The 17925-nt window shown below is 51.0% G+C and carries 10 protein-coding genes; 5 read left to right on the top strand and 5 right to left on the bottom strand.

Annotated features, from left to right (window positions below):
- Positions 1 to 59 precede the first annotated feature (59 nt).
- Positions 60 to 4406 carry a DNA-directed RNA polymerase subunit beta' gene (gene rpoC / locus ACAW75_RS14175; RefSeq protein ID WP_370729384.1) on the top strand — a complete coding sequence of 1449 codons (4347 nt, stop codon included), beginning with the start codon at positions 60 to 62 and terminating at the stop codon, positions 4404 to 4406.
- Positions 4407 to 4468: 62 nt separating this feature from the next.
- On the opposite strand, the gene ACAW75_RS14180 is transcribed toward rpoC, so the two are convergent.
- Positions 4469 to 5458: a GlxA family transcriptional regulator gene (locus ACAW75_RS14180; RefSeq protein WP_370729385.1), complete on the bottom strand. Its 990-nt coding sequence runs from the start codon at positions 5456 to 5458 to the stop codon at positions 4469 to 4471.
- Between the two features lie 309 nt (positions 5459 to 5767).
- Here ACAW75_RS14180 and ACAW75_RS14185 point away from each other — a divergent pair, with 309 nt between their 5' ends.
- Positions 5768 to 6262, top strand: coding sequence for a GAF domain-containing protein (locus tag ACAW75_RS14185; protein WP_370729386.1), 495 nt, complete (start codon positions 5768 to 5770; stop codon positions 6260 to 6262).
- A 537-nt stretch (positions 6263 to 6799) separates the two neighbouring features.
- On the opposite strand, the gene ACAW75_RS14190 is transcribed toward ACAW75_RS14185, so the two are convergent.
- A complete protein-coding gene (locus tag ACAW75_RS14190; RefSeq protein WP_370729387.1) occupies positions 6800 to 7507 on the bottom strand; it encodes a sulfite oxidase-like oxidoreductase in 708 nt (235 codons plus the stop codon).
- A 171-nt stretch (positions 7508 to 7678) separates the two neighbouring features.
- Here ACAW75_RS14190 and surE point away from each other — a divergent pair, with 171 nt between their 5' ends.
- The 3 genes from surE to ACAW75_RS14205 all read left to right on the top strand — a co-directional run bounded on the left by surE (position 7679) and on the right by ACAW75_RS14205 (position 12142).
- Positions 7679 to 8452: a 5'/3'-nucleotidase SurE gene (gene surE / locus ACAW75_RS14195; protein ID WP_370729388.1), complete on the top strand. Its 774-nt coding sequence runs from the start codon at positions 7679 to 7681 to the stop codon at positions 8450 to 8452.
- Positions 8453 to 8543: 91 nt separating this feature from the next.
- Positions 8544 to 10097 (top strand): GH3 family acyl-acid amido synthetase, encoded by a 1554-nt coding sequence (locus tag ACAW75_RS14200; protein ID WP_370729389.1) that lies wholly within the window; start codon positions 8544 to 8546, stop codon positions 10095 to 10097.
- Positions 10098 to 10198: 101 nt separating this feature from the next.
- Complete coding sequence (locus ACAW75_RS14205) at positions 10199 to 12142, top strand: M1 family metallopeptidase (RefSeq protein ID WP_370729390.1); 1944 nt, start codon at positions 10199 to 10201, stop codon at positions 12140 to 12142.
- A 145-nt stretch (positions 12143 to 12287) separates the two neighbouring features.
- Here ACAW75_RS14205 and ACAW75_RS14210 read toward each other — a convergent pair whose 3' ends face one another.
- From ACAW75_RS14210 to ACAW75_RS14220, 3 genes are read right to left on the bottom strand one after another with little or no spacing between them, the layout of a single operon-like run.
- On the bottom strand, positions 12288 to 13037 hold the full coding sequence (locus ACAW75_RS14210; RefSeq protein WP_370729391.1) for a DUF4397 domain-containing protein: 750 nt from the start codon (positions 13035 to 13037) through the stop codon (positions 12288 to 12290).
- 12 nt (positions 13038 to 13049) lie between these two features.
- Positions 13050 to 14570, bottom strand: a complete 1521-nt coding sequence (locus tag ACAW75_RS14215) for a SusD/RagB family nutrient-binding outer membrane lipoprotein (RefSeq protein WP_370729392.1) — start codon at positions 14568 to 14570, stop codon at positions 13050 to 13052.
- A 56-nt stretch (positions 14571 to 14626) separates the two neighbouring features.
- A complete protein-coding gene (locus ACAW75_RS14220) occupies positions 14627 to 17704 on the bottom strand; it encodes a SusC/RagA family TonB-linked outer membrane protein (protein WP_370729393.1) in 3078 nt (1025 codons plus the stop codon).
- Positions 17705 to 17925: the final 221 nt, after the last annotated feature.

Here is a 17925-nt window from a genome sequence, read left to right on the forward strand (position 1 = left end):
AAACCTGAAACTTGAAACCTGACTCTTGAAACTCTTTTCAACTATATAATCTCCAACAGATGTCTTTTAAGAAGAACAAGAAACTCAACAGCGATTTCCAGAGCGTAACGATCAGCCTGGCATCGCCCGAGTCAATTCTGGAGAGTTCATACGGTGAGGTCACCCAACCCGAAACGATCAACTACCGGACATACAAGCCTGAAATGGGTGGGTTGTTCTGTGAGCGGATCTTCGGTCCGGTGAAGGACTGGGAGTGCCACTGCGGCAAATACAAGCGGATTCGCTACAAAGGCATCATCTGCGATCGCTGCGGTGTGGAAGTAACGGAGAAGAAAGTACGTCGTGAGCGGATGGGCCACATTGAACTCGTGGTTCCTGTTGCCCACATTTGGTACTTCCGTAGCCTTCCAAATAAAATCGGTTACCTTCTGGGTTTATCAACCAAGAAGCTGGATCAGATCATCTATTACGAACGGTACGTAGTTGTTCAAGCCGGTGTGAAGGCCGCCGATGGTATCAACGAGCTCGACTTCCTGACAGAAGACGAGTATCTCGATATTATCGACAAACTGCCCGCCACTAACCAGCACCTCGACGATAAAGACCCCAACAAATTCATCGCCAAGATGGGGGCTGACGCGCTGGAGATGTTGCTGTCACGCGTGCAGTTGGATGAACTTTCGTTTAGCCTGCGTCACTCAGCCGCCACCGATACGTCGCAGCAGCGTAAGGCTGAAGCCCTGAAACGGTTGAAAGTGGTTGAAGCGTTCCGTGAAGCTAACGGTCGTGTTGAGAACCGCCCCGAGTGGATGGTGATCCGCATGGTGCCAGTGATTCCGCCCGAACTTCGTCCGCTTGTACCCCTGGATGGTGGCCGTTTCGCTACATCAGACCTTAACGATTTGTATCGTCGCGTTATCATCCGGAACAACCGTCTGAAACGTCTGATCGAGATCAAAGCGCCTGAAGTGATTCTGCGTAACGAAAAACGGATGCTTCAGGAAGCCGTTGACTCGCTGTTTGACAACTCGCGTAAAGTAAACGCAGTACGTTCAGAAGGTAACCGGGCGCTGAAATCGCTCTCTGACATGCTGAAAGGCAAGCAGGGACGTTTCCGCCAGAACTTACTTGGTAAGCGTGTCGACTATTCTGGTCGTTCGGTTATCGTAGTTGGTCCGGAACTGAAAATGCACGAATGTGGCCTGCCGAAAGACATGGCTGCCGAGCTTTTCAAACCGTTTATCATCCGTAAGCTCATTGAGCGGGGTATCGTGAAAACGGTGAAGTCGGCCAAGAAGATCGTTGACCGGAAAGACCCTGTTATCTGGGACATTCTGGAAAACGTATTGAAGGGACACCCTGTACTGCTTAACCGGGCTCCAACCCTGCACCGTCTGGGTATTCAGGCGTTTCAGCCGAAGTTGATCGAAGGCAAAGCCATTCAGCTGCACCCATTGGTAACGACGGCTTTCAACGCTGACTTTGATGGTGACCAGATGGCCGTTCACGTTCCACTGGGACAGGAGGCCGTATTGGAAGCTTCGCTATTGATGCTGGCCTCACACAATATCCTGAACCCTGCTAACGGAGCGCCTATTACGGTGCCCTCGCAAGACATGGTATTGGGCCTGTATTATGTAACGAAAGGTCGCAAAACAACAGAGGCCTACCCCATCGCTGGCGAGGGCATGACCTTCTACGGTGCTGAGGAAGTGGTTATAGCCGTGAATGAAGGCAAGCTGTCGAAGCATGCTAACATTAAGTGCCGGGTTAACGTACGGAACGAAGACGGTGAACTTGAGTCGAAGATCATCGAAACGGTAGCGGGTCGTGTAATCTTTAATCAGTTTGTTCCAACTGAAGTAGGGTTCATCAACGAACTGCTGACTAAGAAGAAGCTACAGCAAATCATTGCGTTGATCTTCAAGATTGCGGGTGTGGCTAAAACGGCCGAATTCTTAGATAACATCAAAGAACTTGGTTTCCAGCAAGCATTCAGAGGTGGTCTGTCGATCGGTTTGAGCGACATCAAGATTCCCGACGAAAAGCAGGCACTTGTTGATGACGCGAAGAAAGACGTACAAGCCGTTTGGGATAACTACCTGATGGGTCTCATCACGGAGAACGAGCGCTATAATCAGGTTATCGACATCTGGACACGGGTTAACTCACGGGTGACAGAAACGTTGATGAAGCAGCTTGAGGCTGACCAACAAGGCTTTAACTCAATTTATATGATGATGCACTCGGGGGCCCGTGGTTCTCGCGAGCAGATTCGTCAGTTGGGTGGTATGCGGGGTCTGATGGCCAAGCCACAGAAAAACCTGCAAGGCTCGGTGGGTGAGATCATTGAAAACCCAATTCTGTCGAACTTCAAAGAAGGGCTCGACGTATTGGAATACTTTATCTCAACGCACGGTGCCCGTAAAGGTCTTGCCGATACAGCCTTGAAAACGGCCGATGCTGGTTACCTGACGCGTCGTTTGCACGATGTAGCGCAGGATGTTATCATTAGTGAAACAGACTGTGGTACGCTACGTGGTATTCAGATTTCGGCCCTGAAAGACAACGAAGATATCGTTGAGCCACTGTCAGAGCGGATTCTGGGACGTACCTCGGTGCATGATATCTATGACCCGTTGAAGAAAAACGAAAATGGGGATCCATTGCTGCTTATTGGCAACGGCGAACTGATTACGGAAGAAATTGCGGCCATCATTGATGAGACCAGCATTGAAACCGTAGAGATTCGTTCAGTACTGACGTGTGAAGCGAAGCAAGGTGTTTGTGCTAAGTGTTATGGCCGCAACCTGGCAACAGGTCGTATGGTCGACATTGGTGAAGCTGTGGGCGTAATTGCCTCGCAGTCGATTGGTGAACCCGGTACACAGCTGACACTCCGTACGTTCCACGTAGGTGGTACGGCTTCAAACATCGCAGTGGATGCAGCCCTGAAAGCTAAGTTCGACGGTGTGATTCAGTTCGAGGAAATGCGGACAGTTGAATCGCAGGATAACGATGGTAATCCGCAGACGGTTGTCATGGGTCGTTCGGGTGAGGTGAAAATCGTTGATCCAACCAACATGAACATCGTCTTTATCAGCAATAACGTACCATACGGTGCTTTCCTGCGAGTGAAGGAAGGCGACGTGGTGAAGAAAGGTGACGAGCTCTGCGTATGGGATCCATACAACGCCGTTATCCTGTCTGAACTGACGGGTAAAGTATCATTCGATGCCATCGAAGAGGCAATTACCTATCGCGAAGAATTTGATGAGCAAACCGGCTTCCAGGAGATGGTGATCATCGAAACCCGCGATAAGGCGAAAAACCCATCGATCATTGTAAATGGTACAACTACGCTGCTCGAAGACACTACCGAGAAAGGGTACAACCTACCTGTTGGGTCGCGTCTGGTGGTGAAAGCCGGTCAATCGATTGTTGCGGGTCAGCCATTGGCGAAGATTCCTCGTAACGTTGGTAAAACTCGTGATATCACGGGTGGTCTGCCTCGGGTAACGGAATTGTTTGAAGCTCGTAACCCGTCGAACCCGGCGGTTGTATCGGAGATCGACGGCGTTGTCACTTACGGGGCCATCAAGCGTGGTAACCGTGAAATCTTCATCGAGTCGAAGGACGGTACCCGTAAGAAATACATGGTGCCACTGGCCAAGTTCATTCTGGTACAGGACAATGACTTCGTGAAGGCCGGTTCGCCGCTGTCAGACGGTGCCATTACACCGAGCGATATTCTGTCGATCAAAGGGCCAACTGCTGTTCAGGAATACCTGGTAAACGAGATTCAGGAAGTGTACCGCTTGCAGGGTGTGAAAATCAATGATAAGCACATTGAGTCGATTGTTCGGCAGATGATGCAGAAGGTTGAGATCACTGACTCAGGTGACACGAACTTCCTCGAGAATCAGGTTGTCGACAAGTGGTTGTTCCGGCAGGAGAATGACAAAATGATGGATGCCAAAGTGGTAACTGATGCAGGTGACTCAGAGAACCTGAAGCCTGGTCAGATTATCTCGGCCCGTCGGCTGCGCGATGAAAACTCGAGCCTGAAACGTCGTGACATGAAGATCGTAACTGTTCGTGATGCTATGACTGCCGTATCACAGCCAATCCTGCAAGGGATCACGCAGGCGTCACTGGGTACCGACAGCTTCATTTCAGCGGCTTCGTTCCAGGAAACGACGAAAGTGTTGAGCGAAGCCTCGATCCGGGGTAAGCAGGATAATCTGGAAGGTTTGAAGGAGAACGTAATCGTAGGTCACCTGATTCCGGCCGGTACGGGTACTCGTAAGTACCTGAATACCATAGTTGGTTCGCAGGAAGAACTCGACACGATCACCGAATCGCGTGAACAGTTTGCCCGTGGTAAGAAGAAAGTAACTGCTTAAATCCAGGTACGTTACAGTAGCATAGAAAAGGCCAGCCCGGAAACGTGGCTGGCCTTTTTGCGTTAATTCGACGATAACAGCAGGCTGTCGCGGCTATACTTTCGGCGATAATCCTGCGGGGTAAGGCCGGTAATTTGTTTGAAGACTTTGCGAAACGTTTTTACATCGTTATAACCTACGTCATACATGATCGAACTTACATCGTCGCGATCTTTTTCAAGCGCTTTTTTCGCCGATTCGATCTTTACCCGTTGCAAATATTCCTGTGGTGTGTTCTGAGTGGCGCTTTTGAATCGACGAATGAAGTTTCGCTTACTCATGTTGGCTTCACTGGCAATCCGTTCTACCGAGATTGGCAGATGAAAATTCGTTTCAATAAAGGTCTGCGCTTTCAGAATGTCCTGGTCTTCATGCTGCCGTTGCCCTTGAAAAACAGCGAAATAAGACTGGGAAGCTCGGGCCAGATCGATGTTGAACATGCGGCTAATACCAATACATAGGTCGCGCCCGCAAAATTTTTCAATCAGATACAAAATCAGGTTCCAGGAAAGCAACGCGCCACCGCTGGTATAGATCCCCTCTTTATCGGTCATGACGCTATCGGTCAAAACCTGCACATCGGGATACCGACGTTGTAAATCATCAAATGCTTTCCAATGCGACGTGCAAGATCTACCCGATAAGATACCTGCTTCGGCCAGGAAATAGCTTCCAAGGCACAAACTGGCCACTTCAGTGCCTTGTTCGTATTGCGCCGCAATCCAGTCGATCAAAATTTTGTTTTTGGTGAGCGCTTCATCAGGTTCCACATAAAAAGCGGGAACGATGATTAAATCGGTGTGGGTAATTTCGGCAAGTGTCTTTGTGCAGATGAATTGAGCAGGTACGTTGAGCTGAATATGTTTCTGTTGTTCACTGACTAACTCTAAACGAAATGGCGCGGGTTGCCCTATTTGTTGTGCGTACCCATTTGTAGCAACCAGGAGATCAATAACACCAGAGATAGAGGCTAAAACGGCATCTTCGTAGACTAGCAACGAAATTGTTTTCATTGATAAAAAGGAGTGTTAGGTACGTTCAAGATACACATTTTAGGCGGATTGACGAGCGCCATACAACCAGTAATACAGGTATGTTCCAGCCCACTTTTCTCAAGCTGTATGGTTGCTTATTGTGGTGAAAGAGAAGCCCCAAGTGATAAACTGACAACATATATCGTTCGGTTTTAGCAAGCCAATCCGGCCCTACACCGGCCCTAATACTGTGGCGATTGGACTAAACGCGTCGTCGGTGAATTCGTTAATTCGTAATTCAGGTGGTGCTTAAACACAACTCTTGTTAATCTATGTCGTTGACTGAGTATGAATACACCCATCTCAAGAACAGTAGCGGAGGTAACACTGCAAAAGGCCGTCGAAAAGATCGGTCGTTATTTAGGGGCCGACCGGTGCTTCCTATATGTCAGGCAACCCGATCAGGAACGTGGACGTACGGCTTTCCAATGGCGCCGTAACGAAACAATTCCAGATGTGATTCAGCCCGATTGGCAGCCCGATACTACAAACTTACCCAAAGAAGATCCGCTGATCCGGGCGGGATTGGCCATGCAACCGTCGGTGTATATTGACGATGTCGACAAAGCTGCGCCTGATGTGTTGAACCGCGATTTCGAGCAGCGAACCTTTGGCCACCGCGCCTTAATTCACGCGCACATACAGGCCAATGGACAGTTATGGGGTATTCTCCAGCCTTGTGTATTTGGGCATCCCCGGCAATGGTCGCCCAATGAGCGGGCTTATATTGACAAACAATTGCCGGGCTTATTAGCCTCCATTCAGGCCTTTGTAGCTGACTAATCAAGCCACTAAAGAAAGAGAAAAGCGTTGGAACTGTATGTAATCTATATACAGTTCCAACGCTTTTATGGCTTACCGAATCGTGATAGAAACAGACGTGATTAGCTATGAAAAAAATACTACCCGTTTTATTGGGTTGGCTGTTGATCGCCTGCCAGTCAGACGGTATACAGGCCAGACTACTGCCAGGCCGTTGGAAGTATGTTGGATCAACCTCGACATCTACACATACCGTATATGAAGCTAACCCGGCATGGCCTCAGTATGCTATTTTCAACGCAGATGGTACAACAGGACAGGAAGCGGGTTCATATCCGTTCACTGGCGGAACGTGTAATTACGCATCAACGTATACGTACGCCAAAGATGGAGCGTACAGTTACAGCCCAGGCAAACTGCGATTCACTTTCAGTGAGCCGAGATGTATTCCATTCATATACACTCCAGAGCAACCGAACGCCACTATACTTGAACTGACAGAGGCGAGTCTATCAATTAGCTGGAACGGCTTGGTCATACGCTACAAGCGTGTATAGGTTAACTATACCGGTCATTACGCCAGGGGTAAGCCGTATTAGAATAGCCGCGCTCTTCCCAGAAACCAAGGCGGTTACTGGTCATAAATTCAATCCGCTTAATCCATTTAGATCCTTTCCAGGCATATAGCTGCGGGGTGATCATACGCAATGGCCCGCCATGCTCTACGGATAATGGCTGACCATCGGCGGTGTGTACCAGTAACACATCTGGCTTCAGGGCCTCTTCCAACGATACGTTTGTCGAATAGCCGTCATAGCCATAGCACATTATGTGCGTAGCAGAGCCCTTCGGATCAACCAATGCGGCAAGGTCCATGAAACGGACACCTACCCAGGGAACGTCGAGCCGCGACCAGGTGGTGACACAGTGAAAATCGCTGGTATCTTCTACCTGCGGCAATGCCATCAGGTCGTCCCATTTCAACCGAACGGGATGATTTACTTCCCCGTCAATATTGAGCTGCCATTTGTCGAGCGGAATAGTGGGTTGATAGCCTAGATCCAGTACTGGCCATTTGGCGGTAACTGTCTGGCCAATCGGGACCTGTGGCATTCCGTGGCGGTTGGCTGGCCCTTTTCCACGTGGCTTAAAGGCGCCTCCTTCACTGTCGGCTACAGACGGAGTCTGCGCCATTTTTTCGTCAAACCGGCGTTTTAGCTTCATCCGAGCTTCTACAATACGGTCTAGCTTCTCATTCGATTCCATAATCTTGACCTACAGAGTCATCTGTTGTGTGGTCACAACAGTAGGGGGCTGACTGACCGGCTATCTGTTGTGGAACTCTGTTTTGAAACAACACTTTAGCCGATGGGGTTGTTCGCCTGAGAGCCGGGCAACAGTTCTGGTTGTACATTTGGTCTACGAAACAACGCAGATATGAGCGCGAAAAAACCGCTGATTTTAGTGACAAATGATGATGGTATTACCTCACGGGGCATTGCTTTCCTGGTCGAGTGTATGCAGGAGCTAGGCAATGTGGTGGTGGTAGCGCCAAACAGTCCGCAGTCGGGTATGGGCCATGCGATCACAATTGCCAATCCATTACGACTCTATCCAACAACTGTTTTCCCGGAACTGCCCGCCTACGAGTGTTCAGGTACGCCCGCCGACTGCGTAAAGCTGGCCAAACACCATGTTCTAAAAGACAACGCACCCGATCTGGTTGTAAGTGGCGTCAACCACGGCAGCAACTCGGCCATCAGTATACTGTATTCAGGAACCATGTCGGCGGCCATTGAGGCGGCCATCGAAGGTATTCCGGCCATCGGCTTCTCACTAGCCGATTATACCCGTGAGCCCGACTTTTCGCATACGCGTGAGTATATTCTCTCCATTACCCGCAACGTGCTGGAAAGAGGTATTAAGAAAGGCGTGGCCTTAAACGTGAATTTCCCGGCGCGTAGTTCTGAACCGTTGAAAGGTGTAAAGATTTGCCGCCAGGCCGATGCCAAGTGGCAGGAAATCTTCGATGAACGCCGCGACCCAAATGGCCGTCGGTATTTCTGGCTTGCTGGCGAGTTCGTAAACAATGACCCCGGCGAAGACACCGACGAATACGCCCTGTCGCAGAACTATGCGTCGATTGTTCCCTGCCAGTACGACCTGACGGCCTACGATACCATGACCACGATGAGTGAGTGGGGGATGTGAAGGAGCGAGGTACTATGACTAGTGGATGCCTGATAATCCACACGTGTTAACAGACTGATTGGGCGGATACATTATACATTGTTCATCAACTATGGCATTTCTTGGTAGCTTACTAAAACGCGGTATCCGACTCACCAATGTGGTGCAGCGGCGTAAGAAACTGAACCCGTTTCGTGCACAGAAGAAAACGCTGTTAAAACTGATCGAAAAAGCCCGCTATACGGAATTCGGCAAACAGGGTGGGTTCGACGAGGTATTACGAGAAGGGCATTTCGGAAGCGAACGAGCCTTCTATGAAGCCTACAAACGGAACGTACCTGTCTACGACTATAACGCCATTTTTGCCGCCTGGTGGCATCGTACGCTGGCGGGCGAAAAAAACGTTACCTGGCCGGGGCGCGTCAAGTATTTCGCGCTTAGCTCAGGTACGTCGGAGGCTGCTTCGAAATATATTCCGGTAACGAAGGCCATGAGCAAGGCCATCCAGAAAACAAGTATCCGGCAGATATTGACGCTGGGTAAATACCAGCATTTACCCGCGTCGCTGTACGAAAAAGGCTACCTGATGCTTGGCGGGAGTACCAAATTAAATGCCCGTCAAGGTCATTTTGAGGGCGATCTGAGTGGCATCACCGCCGGTCAAATTCCGTTCTGGTTCCAGCGTTTCTATAAACCGGGCCCCGAAATTGCCCGGGAACGCGACTGGGGCGTAAAACTCGACGAGATTACTGAGCAGGCCGCTGACTGGGACATTGGGTACGTTGTGGGCGTACCCGCCTGGATTCAGCTATTGATGGAAAAGATCATTGCTCATTACAACGTGAAAACGATCCATGACATCTGGCCTAATCTGGCTGTCTTTTGCCATGGTGGCGTCTCGTTCGAGCCATACAAAGCTGGTTTTGAGAAGCTCTTGGCCCGACCTATCACCTACATTGAAACGTACTTGGCCTCAGAGGGATTCATTGCTTATCAAACGCATCCGCAGGCCGGGGGCATGCAACTAGTGCTGAATAACGGCATCTTCCATGAGTTTGTGCCCTTCAATGAAACCAACTTTTCGGCCGATGGCGTCATGGTGGATAATCCACAGACACTGATGATTGACGAAGTGGAAGAGGGCAAAGAATACGCGTTGTTGCTATCGACCTGCGCAGGTACGTGGCGCTATCTGATTGGCGACACCATTAAGTTCGTGTCGAAACGCAAAGCCGAGATCGTCATTACGGGCCGAACCAAGTTCTTCCTGAGCCTGTGCGGCGAACACCTGTCTGTCGACAACATGAACAAAGCCGTTGATCTGTCGGCGCGGGAAATGAACCTCGACGTGCGGGAGTTTACGGTAGCGGGTATCAATCATGATCCGCTTTTCGCACATCACTGGTATATTGGTGCCGATGGCACAGTTGATGCCAATCAACTCCGTGACCGGATCGATGCCCATTTAAAAGTGCTGAACGACGATTACGCCACTGAGCGGCAACACGCCCTGAAAGAGGTGTTTTTGACCGTATTACCAACCCAAACGTTTTACAACTGGATGGAAGCGCGCGGTAAGATGGGGGGACAGCATAAGTTTCCCCGTGTCTTGAAAAAGAATCAAATTGCAGAATGGCAGGCCTTCATTGGCGAAGCAGCTGATTGATATAAGCCCGTTTTTTGTCATCCCGACAACAGGAGCGGTCCGCCGTGGCGGGGTGATAAAAACAGAGTAAGCAGTAGTAGACCCACGACCATCCCCATTCTATGCGCCAACTTTATCTGCTGTTCTTCCTGCTGATTCCGTACCTGGCCACCGCGATTACGCCCCCATTGAGCCCTCAGAATGCGAGCTATCAGATTGAGGTACGACTAAATACGCAGACGAAACGGCTTGATGGTCGACAAACGTTAACCTGGCGAAATACCTCGCCTGATATCATTCGGGACATACAACTTCATCTGTACCTCAATGCTTTTCGAAATGCCAATTCGACATTCATGCGCGAATCGGGCGGCCAGTTACGGGGCGATGCACTAGATAAGTCGAAATCCGAAAATTTTGGCTGGGCGAAGCTGACGGCCTTGTCTGACCAACGAACAGGCGAGAGCCTGATTGGCCAGCTGCAATACATTCAGCCCGACGATCTCGCTTCAGGTACGTTCAACCCCGATGACCGAACGGTAATTCGGGTACCGCTAAGCCGGCCAGTTGTGCCGGGCGAAACGGTTGTGTTCAACATGACCTTTCAGGCAAAGCTGCCCAAAGTTTTTGCCCGGACAGGTTTCAGTAAAGACTTCTTTCTGGTAGGGCAGTGGTTTCCCAAAATTGGCGTTTATGAGCCAGCTGGCATGCGGGGTCGGCTTACTGGCGGCTGGAACTGTCATCAGTTTCACGCTCATTCAGAGTTTTACGCCGATTACGGAGTGTATGATGTGGCCATCACTACGCCCAAGCCATTCATCGTTGGTGCTACGGGGCAAAAAACGGGCGAAACGATCAATAAGGACAGTAGCCGAACCACCCGCTGGCATGCCGACGATGTCATTGATTTTGCCTGGACAGCCTCGCCACAGTACGACGTCACCGAGAGCCAGTGGCGGGGGAAAAACGGCCGACCGGTTCAGATTCGCCTGATGCTGCAGCCTGAACACCGAGAACAGGCGCAGCGCCACTTCGATGCTGTAAAGGCAGCTCTTACTTATTTCGACACGTACCTGGGACCATACTCATACCCAACATTAACCATCGTTGACCCACCTTTGCGGGCATCGGGCGCGGGGGGAATGGAGTACCCAACGTTCATTACGGCCGGTACGTCCTGGGCCATACCAGCCGGGCTGCGGTTTCCGGAAATAGTCACCGTACACGAATTCGGGCATCAGTATTTCATGCTGATGCTGGCCAGCAATGAGTTCGAGGAAGCCTGGCTCGACGAAGGATTTAACCAGTACTACGAAGGCCGGATCATGGATGCCACCTATGGCCCGCAGCAAAGCATGGTCGACTGGCTGGGTCTACGGATGGGCGATCTCGAAGCGTCACGCGATGGGTACGTTCATATGGATAACCCGGCGATAAGCCCGTCGTATGGCAATGTATGGCAATTACCCTCAAGCTACTATGGCGAGTTGACCTACTCGAAAACGGCTACCTGGCTACGCACGCTGGAAGGATTAATTGGTCGGCCGGTGATGGACGAGGTGATGCAGACCTATTTCCTCCGCTGGCGCTTCAAGCATCCTAACGCACAGAGCTTTATCGATGTCGTTAACGAAGTAGTACCGCGCCGATTGGGCCAAAAGTTTGGCGCCAACATGAACTGGTTCTTCGATCAGGTGCTTTATGGTGATCGGGTCTGCGATTATAAACTGGTTAGTCTGACTAATCACAGCAGTAGTCCGGCCACGTTGCGGGTCGATCGGCTGGGCGATATGCAGTTACCCGTTGAGGTGCTGGTTCATTTCGAAAATGGCCGTGAGGAGACTCTATCGTGGGATGGCAAGGCGCGCACACGAACGTTCGCTCTTGGGCGGAAAGGCCGCGTAATCTGGGCGCAGGTCGACCCGAAGCACAAGCTGTATATGGATGTGAACATGTTGAATAATAGCTACACGGTCGGCCCGTCGTCAGCTCCGGCAGCGAAATACGCCACCCGGTTTTTGTTCTGGGTCGAAAATGCCATGCAATGGCTGGCCTGGCTGGCGTAAAGACTAGGTACATGTAATAAGGCTTCTTCGCGCACGCGAAGTAATACATACAAGCGTTTATCAACCTGCCAATGTAAAAGGGCATTGCTAAATCACTAGAAGTGATCGAGCAATGCCCTTTTGTTAATGAATCGAGAAGCTACAGCTACTTGACCGTGTAAGTAAATAGTGTAGGAACAGCTGTACCGGTGCGGCCAACGGCGCCACGAACTACTAACGTGTATTTTCTCCCCTGATTCAGAGTGTTGAAACTGAGCGCCGTACCAATGGCCGTGGTTGTGCCGGTGCTACGAATCTGAAGCGAATACGGTGCCGTTGCCGCGTTGGGGTCAACCTCAACGTACGCTGATACACTTTTATAAGCAAGATTAGTTACCGGAGTCGCCACGGTTGCTGGTGTACCCGATGCGATAGCAAAATCTACCGATTGGCCACTACTGAGCAGATTCAATACCCGAATGTAGTTTTTCTTCGGGTTGAGCACTGTTTGATCGTCATCGAGAATAAAGCCAATGGGTGCAGTAGCCGTACCACCCGCCACAATTGAGTAGTATTTGTCGGCTTCGAGGGCAACGGGGGCTGTTAGAACCGCGGCTTCGGCTACGGTACCCGAGGCTACCGTCGACACTTTCAGCGTGGTTTGCCCTGGGTTAAGGGCAGAGTACTCCGACACGGGAAATGTAGTGCCATAGGTGACGGTAGTGCCGTTCAACTTGGTATCGTTAGCAAATACATTTACTGCCGGACCATCAACGACAGCGTGCACGAATTTCACCCGGGCACCCGTTGCCGGTATCTGGTTGCTCTGAATGTCGTTTTTCGGACCGCAGGCGGCTAACAAAAGGCTTAGCCCCAGCCCACCAAGGAGTTGTATTTCTTTTCTGTTTATAAACATCGTAGTGAGCGATTAGGGTTGTGAGAACCACATGGGAACGGTGTGATAATCGGGCTTGTCGGCACCGATCTTGGCCAGTGATGCAGCGTTCCAGACGTACTCCGAGTTGAAGCGAGGCCGCACACGTTGCACCGTCTTGCCGTTGTTGTCGGGGAACAGGCTGCCTGGCACGGCAAACCCAGTGTAGATATCGGAGCTGTATTGGAAGCGACGCATATCAACCCAGGTTTCCAGCATACCGTGGCCATACATGGCAATGTATTTCTGGAGCATGATGTTACTCAACGTGAGATCAGCGGCGGTTTGCGCTACTGCTTTGCTTGCCAGGTACGTTGCTCGTTGAGCCGCCGTTACGCGCTTGGTGGCATCTGTTTCCAGGCTGTTCAACAGGTCAAAACTGGCGTTGATACCGTTCCTGTAAGCTGTCAGGGCTGTGGCGCGGTCGCCTTTACGGAAAGCCGCTTCGGCTTTGATGAACTGAAGCTCGCCATAAGTCATTATCGGATACGGCGCGTTGTCGCGGAACATACCCCGGCCCGTGCCTGACAGGGCTACTGTATTGCCACCCCAGAATGTAGGAATGAAGCTGGGCGTATTGGCAGCGTTCGGGTCACCTTGTACTGGGGCTATACCCCGATAGACACCATCAGCCGAGGGATTGAAGAGAAGTGTAAGCCGTGGGTCCTGCGCGCCCATCGTGGTGCCATTCATCAGGTTTATGGCAAAGATGGTGGGCCGGTATGAACCCAGATTGTTCCGTAGCGGGCCAAAGAAGTTCGAATCATCGGTATTGGAGCCGTTGTGAGGCACCAGGAAGTTATCCGCGTTGCTGGCCAGCGATTTGTCAACAAACGCAATGACATCATCCGGCTTGTAGCTGGCTTTGTTGCTGATGTGGTTGGCATTACGGGCCAGTACAGCATAGGCGAACTTGGTCCATTTAGCACGGTCACCGGCATAAACCAGGTCGGCCCGGGTGACTGTACCCGGCGTAATCTGATCGTCTTTAGCCAAATCGGCCAGTGCGTCGTTGGCCTGTTTCACGGCTTCAGCGTAGGCTACTTCCTGTGAATCGAAATCGAACGAATAGCGCCCGAATTCAAATACCTGCTTTATGATCATGTCGCCATGCCAGTCAGTTGTTGACTGCAGGCTCCAGGCCCAAATAGCTTTGGCAATACCCGAGTAAGTTGGGCGGTTGGTTGCAGTAGCATCATCCATGATCAGGAACAGGTTCGACCCATTTCCGAAGTAGTGTGACCGCCATTTTTCGCCACCCGCATCAGAACTGGCGGCGTATCCCTGCCGATCCCAAACGTTATTCGACGTAGTGAATGCCCAGTTTTGAATGAAAGCACCAGCATAGCGACTATCGAACAGCTCGCCCCGCGCCATCTGTGCAAACATGGGCGGCAACAATACTGGAGCAGAGGCTATCTGTGGCGTACTCGGGTTTTTGTTAACGTCCAGGTATTCCTTACAGCCGCTTGTGCCCAGCAAAAGAGCGGCGGCAACTAACAAGTATCTTTTCATGAGTTCTGTATGGTAACATACCCAGATTTAAAGGACATATTCTGGGCAGGTCTCATTTATAATTGAATCTGAACACCGAATGAATAACCGCGTGGAACGGCCACTGTGCCATAGTCGAAACCAGCCGCGCCACTACCACCCGTTGAGGCGTTCAGGCCGTTGATCGATGGGTCAGCGCCCGTATAATTTGTCAACAGGAACAAGTCGGTACCCGTAAAGAATACGCTGGCACCACGAACAACCTTGTTGTCGCCCAATAAACTTTTTGGGAACGTGTAACGGAGCGTCACGTCGCGAAGACGTACCCAATTGATATCGTGTTCAATGAAGTCAGATTCCACGTAGGCTGCTGTGTAGAAGTCGTTGCGGGTAATGGGGGTGATCTGAATTGTATTAACTGTTGGCTTCTCTGAGTTCTCCAGCCCGTCGCGCAAAACCCCCTTGATAATACGAGGTGTCTCGCGGTCGAGTGTTTTGGTGCTCAAGCCGTTGGTGTACAGGAACAGTTCGTTAGCGTTGAACACGTCACCGCCGCGGCGAATGTCGAGCAGAGCCGACAACGACCAGTTTTTGTAGCGGAACGAGTTGGTCAGACCCATTGTAAACATTGGGTTACGGTTGCCGATTTCTGTGAAGTTGGTATTCTTCACGGGGTAGCCTGTCGACGGGTTGATCAGAATATCGCCGTTGTTGTTACGCAGGTAGTCGTTACCACCTAGTACCGTAGCCGGCCGGCCGGGGAACAGGCTGTTTCGCACGTTGGCATACATCCAGGTGTCAGACAAGTAAAACTCGCTTTGACCGCCCGGCAGGCTCAGCACCTGGCTATTGTTGCGGGTAAAGTTGAGGGTCACGTCCCAGTTGAAGTTTGCCTTGCGGATTGGGTTACCCGTTAGCAACAGTTCAACGCCTCGGCTTTCGATAGAGCCGCTGTTGATGTACTGCAGAATGAACCCGGTAGCGTAGCTGAGCCGTGGGGCCGAAATCTGGTTATCGGCTCTCCGGTTAAAGTAAGCAGCATCGATGCCAAGTCGGCCGTTGAACAGGCGCACATCCGCACCTACTTCATACGATGAGGTACGTTCTGGCACCAGAATACCATTACCCCCCGTCACGTTGTAGGCCAGACCACCACCCGTTGTTACCTGCCCCAACAGGTTCGATTGCGTGATGTAGGGAACAGGAGCATCTTTACCTACCTCCGCGTATGAAGCTCGGATTTTGGCAAATGAAATCAGTTTGCCAGCTTGCAGGCTAGGCAATTCAGTTAACACGAAACTACCGCTGACAGACGGGTAGAAGAACGAGTTATTGGCCTCGGGTAACGTGCTCGACCAGTCATTACGGCCCGTTACGGTCAGATACAACATGCTTTCGTAGCTAGCCTGGAACTGACCAAATATTGCCTGCCGACGAATCAGGTTGAGCGTGTTTTTAGCCCGTTGTGTAGTTGGTAACGTGTTGTTGATACCGTTGAAGTCGACCTCGTAGAACTGCTGGCCCTGGACGGCATCCACATTATACCGCCGGTCGTCGAACGACGTACCCAGCAGCAGCGATGTGCTGATTTTGCCGAAGTCTTTCTTTCCCGTTACCAGTAACTGGCCGTTCAACAATTGGCTGATTTCGGTGTAGTTTTCAAGGTTTCCCCGTGTAGAGATAGCCCGGTTTGACTGCGGATGGAACAGCAGGTTACCCGTTGTTGAATAAATATCGGCACCGATCAACCCCTGCACTTTCAACCACGACAATGGGTCATATGTCATCGTTACGTTGCCCAGTATCCGGTTCGTCTGATCTTTGTTTTTGTTTTTGTAGACGTCGAAAAATGGGTTGTCAATATCCTGCGTGTCGCTATTGGGGTTCAGGCGGCGGCGTGTACCATCGTTGTTGAGGTAGTTACGGGCGTCGTCCTGCTGTGGCCACGACAACAGGGCCAGTAGGGTGCTACCAGCGCCTTTACCCGCTTTGGTGTTGCTGGTGTTAATGTAATTGAACGTGGTGCTGGCTTCGAGCTTGCTGGTGATCTTACTCGTTCCGGCCAACCGCACCGATAGTCGTTTATAATCGGTTGTTGGCACTACACCCTGCTGACCAGTATAGCCAACGCTCAGGCGGTAGGTTGTTTTGTCATTACCACCTTCAAGACCAAGATTGTGTCGGCTAGTGAAACCCGTCTGGAAAAAATTGCCAAGGTTGTCGTACAGCGGAACATCAGACGCATATTTTGGACCGAAATATAAGCGAGTTGGTGTACTGAACGTTCCGTTATCGCCGGGACCGTATGTTTTCTGAAAAGCCGGGAACCGATATACGTCTTCCCAACGGAACGCATTGTCGTAAGTTATACGACCGCGACCAGCAGTGCTGCCTTTTTTAGTCGTGATCACGATCGCACCCGACGCAGCATCCAGGCCATACAGGGCCGATGCTTCGGGGCCTTTCAGGATCGTAAGGGTTTCAATGTCGTTCGGGTTAATATCGGCGCCCCGGTTTTGGTAGTCGTTATTCCGGTTTGGCGAGTCAGACACCAGTGCGCCCTGATTGAAGGTCCGGTTATCGATGGGTAAACCGTCTACCACAAACAGCGGCTGGTTGTTACCGCCAATCGAGCTAATGCCCCGTAGCGTGATCGACGTCGACGCACCGGGGTTACCGCTGGTAGGCGTAATTGTTGCCCCAGCAACCCGACCGTTCAGTGCATTCAAAAAATTATCGCGTTGTGTTTCGGCAATCACGTTGCCTTTTACTTCCTGCACCGAGTAGCCCAGGGCGCGTTTCTCTTGCTTCACGCCTAGTGCCGTTACCACAACTTCGTTCAGCTGATTATCGTCGGCTTTCATGGTTACGTTGATCACGTCAGCGTTCCCGACAACAACATCGGTCAGTTTGTTACCGATGAAGCTGAACCGTAATGTCTGGCCCGCGTTGGCCTGTATGCGGTAATTGCCCTCAGCATCGGCGGTGGTTCCGCGCGACGTACCCAGTACCACCACACTGGCTCCTGGAATAGGCTTGTTGTCTTCAGCTGAAGTTACTTTTCCTCTGATGTCAAGGTTCTGTGCCCAGGCTGCCGATATAGACAGGCTTAGACAGAACCAGAACAGCAGACATCTACGTAGCGATTGCTGCATGATGATCGATGTTTTAGTTAGAAGATGATGCCCCAAAGTGAGGTATTAACAAAGTTCTCTATCTGGCAGCAGGATTAAAAGCGGGTTAGCGATTAATTGTGACAAACTTTCTCGTGCCCAATTTTCAGTAATAGTGCGGTTAACTGGTAGAGGAGATCACACTAGCTGGTATGTAGAAAAGGCACCCCAGGTCAGAACCGAGATGCCTCTTCTGCATACCA

Origin of the sequence: Fibrella arboris (assembly GCF_041321095.1) — a bacterium.
Taxonomy (GTDB): Bacteria; Bacteroidota; Bacteroidia; order Cytophagales; family Spirosomataceae; genus Fibrella; species Fibrella arboris.

What these genes read in the sequence shown, in the direction of transcription:
- ACAW75_RS14200 (WP_370729389.1), top strand. Translation starts at nt 8,544, where the DNA reads ATGGCATTTCTTGGTAGCTTACTAAAACGCGGTATCCGACTCACCAAT.
- ACAW75_RS14190 (WP_370729387.1), bottom strand. Translation starts at nt 7,507, where the DNA reads ATGGAATCGAATGAGAAGCTAGACCGTATTGTAGAAGCTCGGATGAAG.
- ACAW75_RS14185 (WP_370729386.1), top strand. Translation starts at nt 5,768, where the DNA reads ATGAATACACCCATCTCAAGAACAGTAGCGGAGGTAACACTGCAAAAG.
- surE (WP_370729388.1), top strand. Translation starts at nt 7,679, where the DNA reads ATGAGCGCGAAAAAACCGCTGATTTTAGTGACAAATGATGATGGTATT.
- ACAW75_RS14215 (WP_370729392.1), bottom strand. Translation starts at nt 14,570, where the DNA reads ATGAAAAGATACTTGTTAGTTGCCGCCGCTCTTTTGCTGGGCACAAGC.
- ACAW75_RS14180 (WP_370729385.1), bottom strand. Translation starts at nt 5,458, where the DNA reads ATGAAAACAATTTCGTTGCTAGTCTACGAAGATGCCGTTTTAGCCTCT.
- rpoC (WP_370729384.1), top strand. Translation starts at nt 60, where the DNA reads ATGTCTTTTAAGAAGAACAAGAAACTCAACAGCGATTTCCAGAGCGTA.
- ACAW75_RS14210 (WP_370729391.1), bottom strand. Translation starts at nt 13,037, where the DNA reads ATGTTTATAAACAGAAAAGAAATACAACTCCTTGGTGGGCTGGGGCTA.
- ACAW75_RS14220 (WP_370729393.1), bottom strand. Translation starts at nt 17,704, where the DNA reads ATGCAGCAATCGCTACGTAGATGTCTGCTGTTCTGGTTCTGTCTAAGC.
- ACAW75_RS14205 (WP_370729390.1), top strand. Translation starts at nt 10,199, where the DNA reads ATGCGCCAACTTTATCTGCTGTTCTTCCTGCTGATTCCGTACCTGGCC.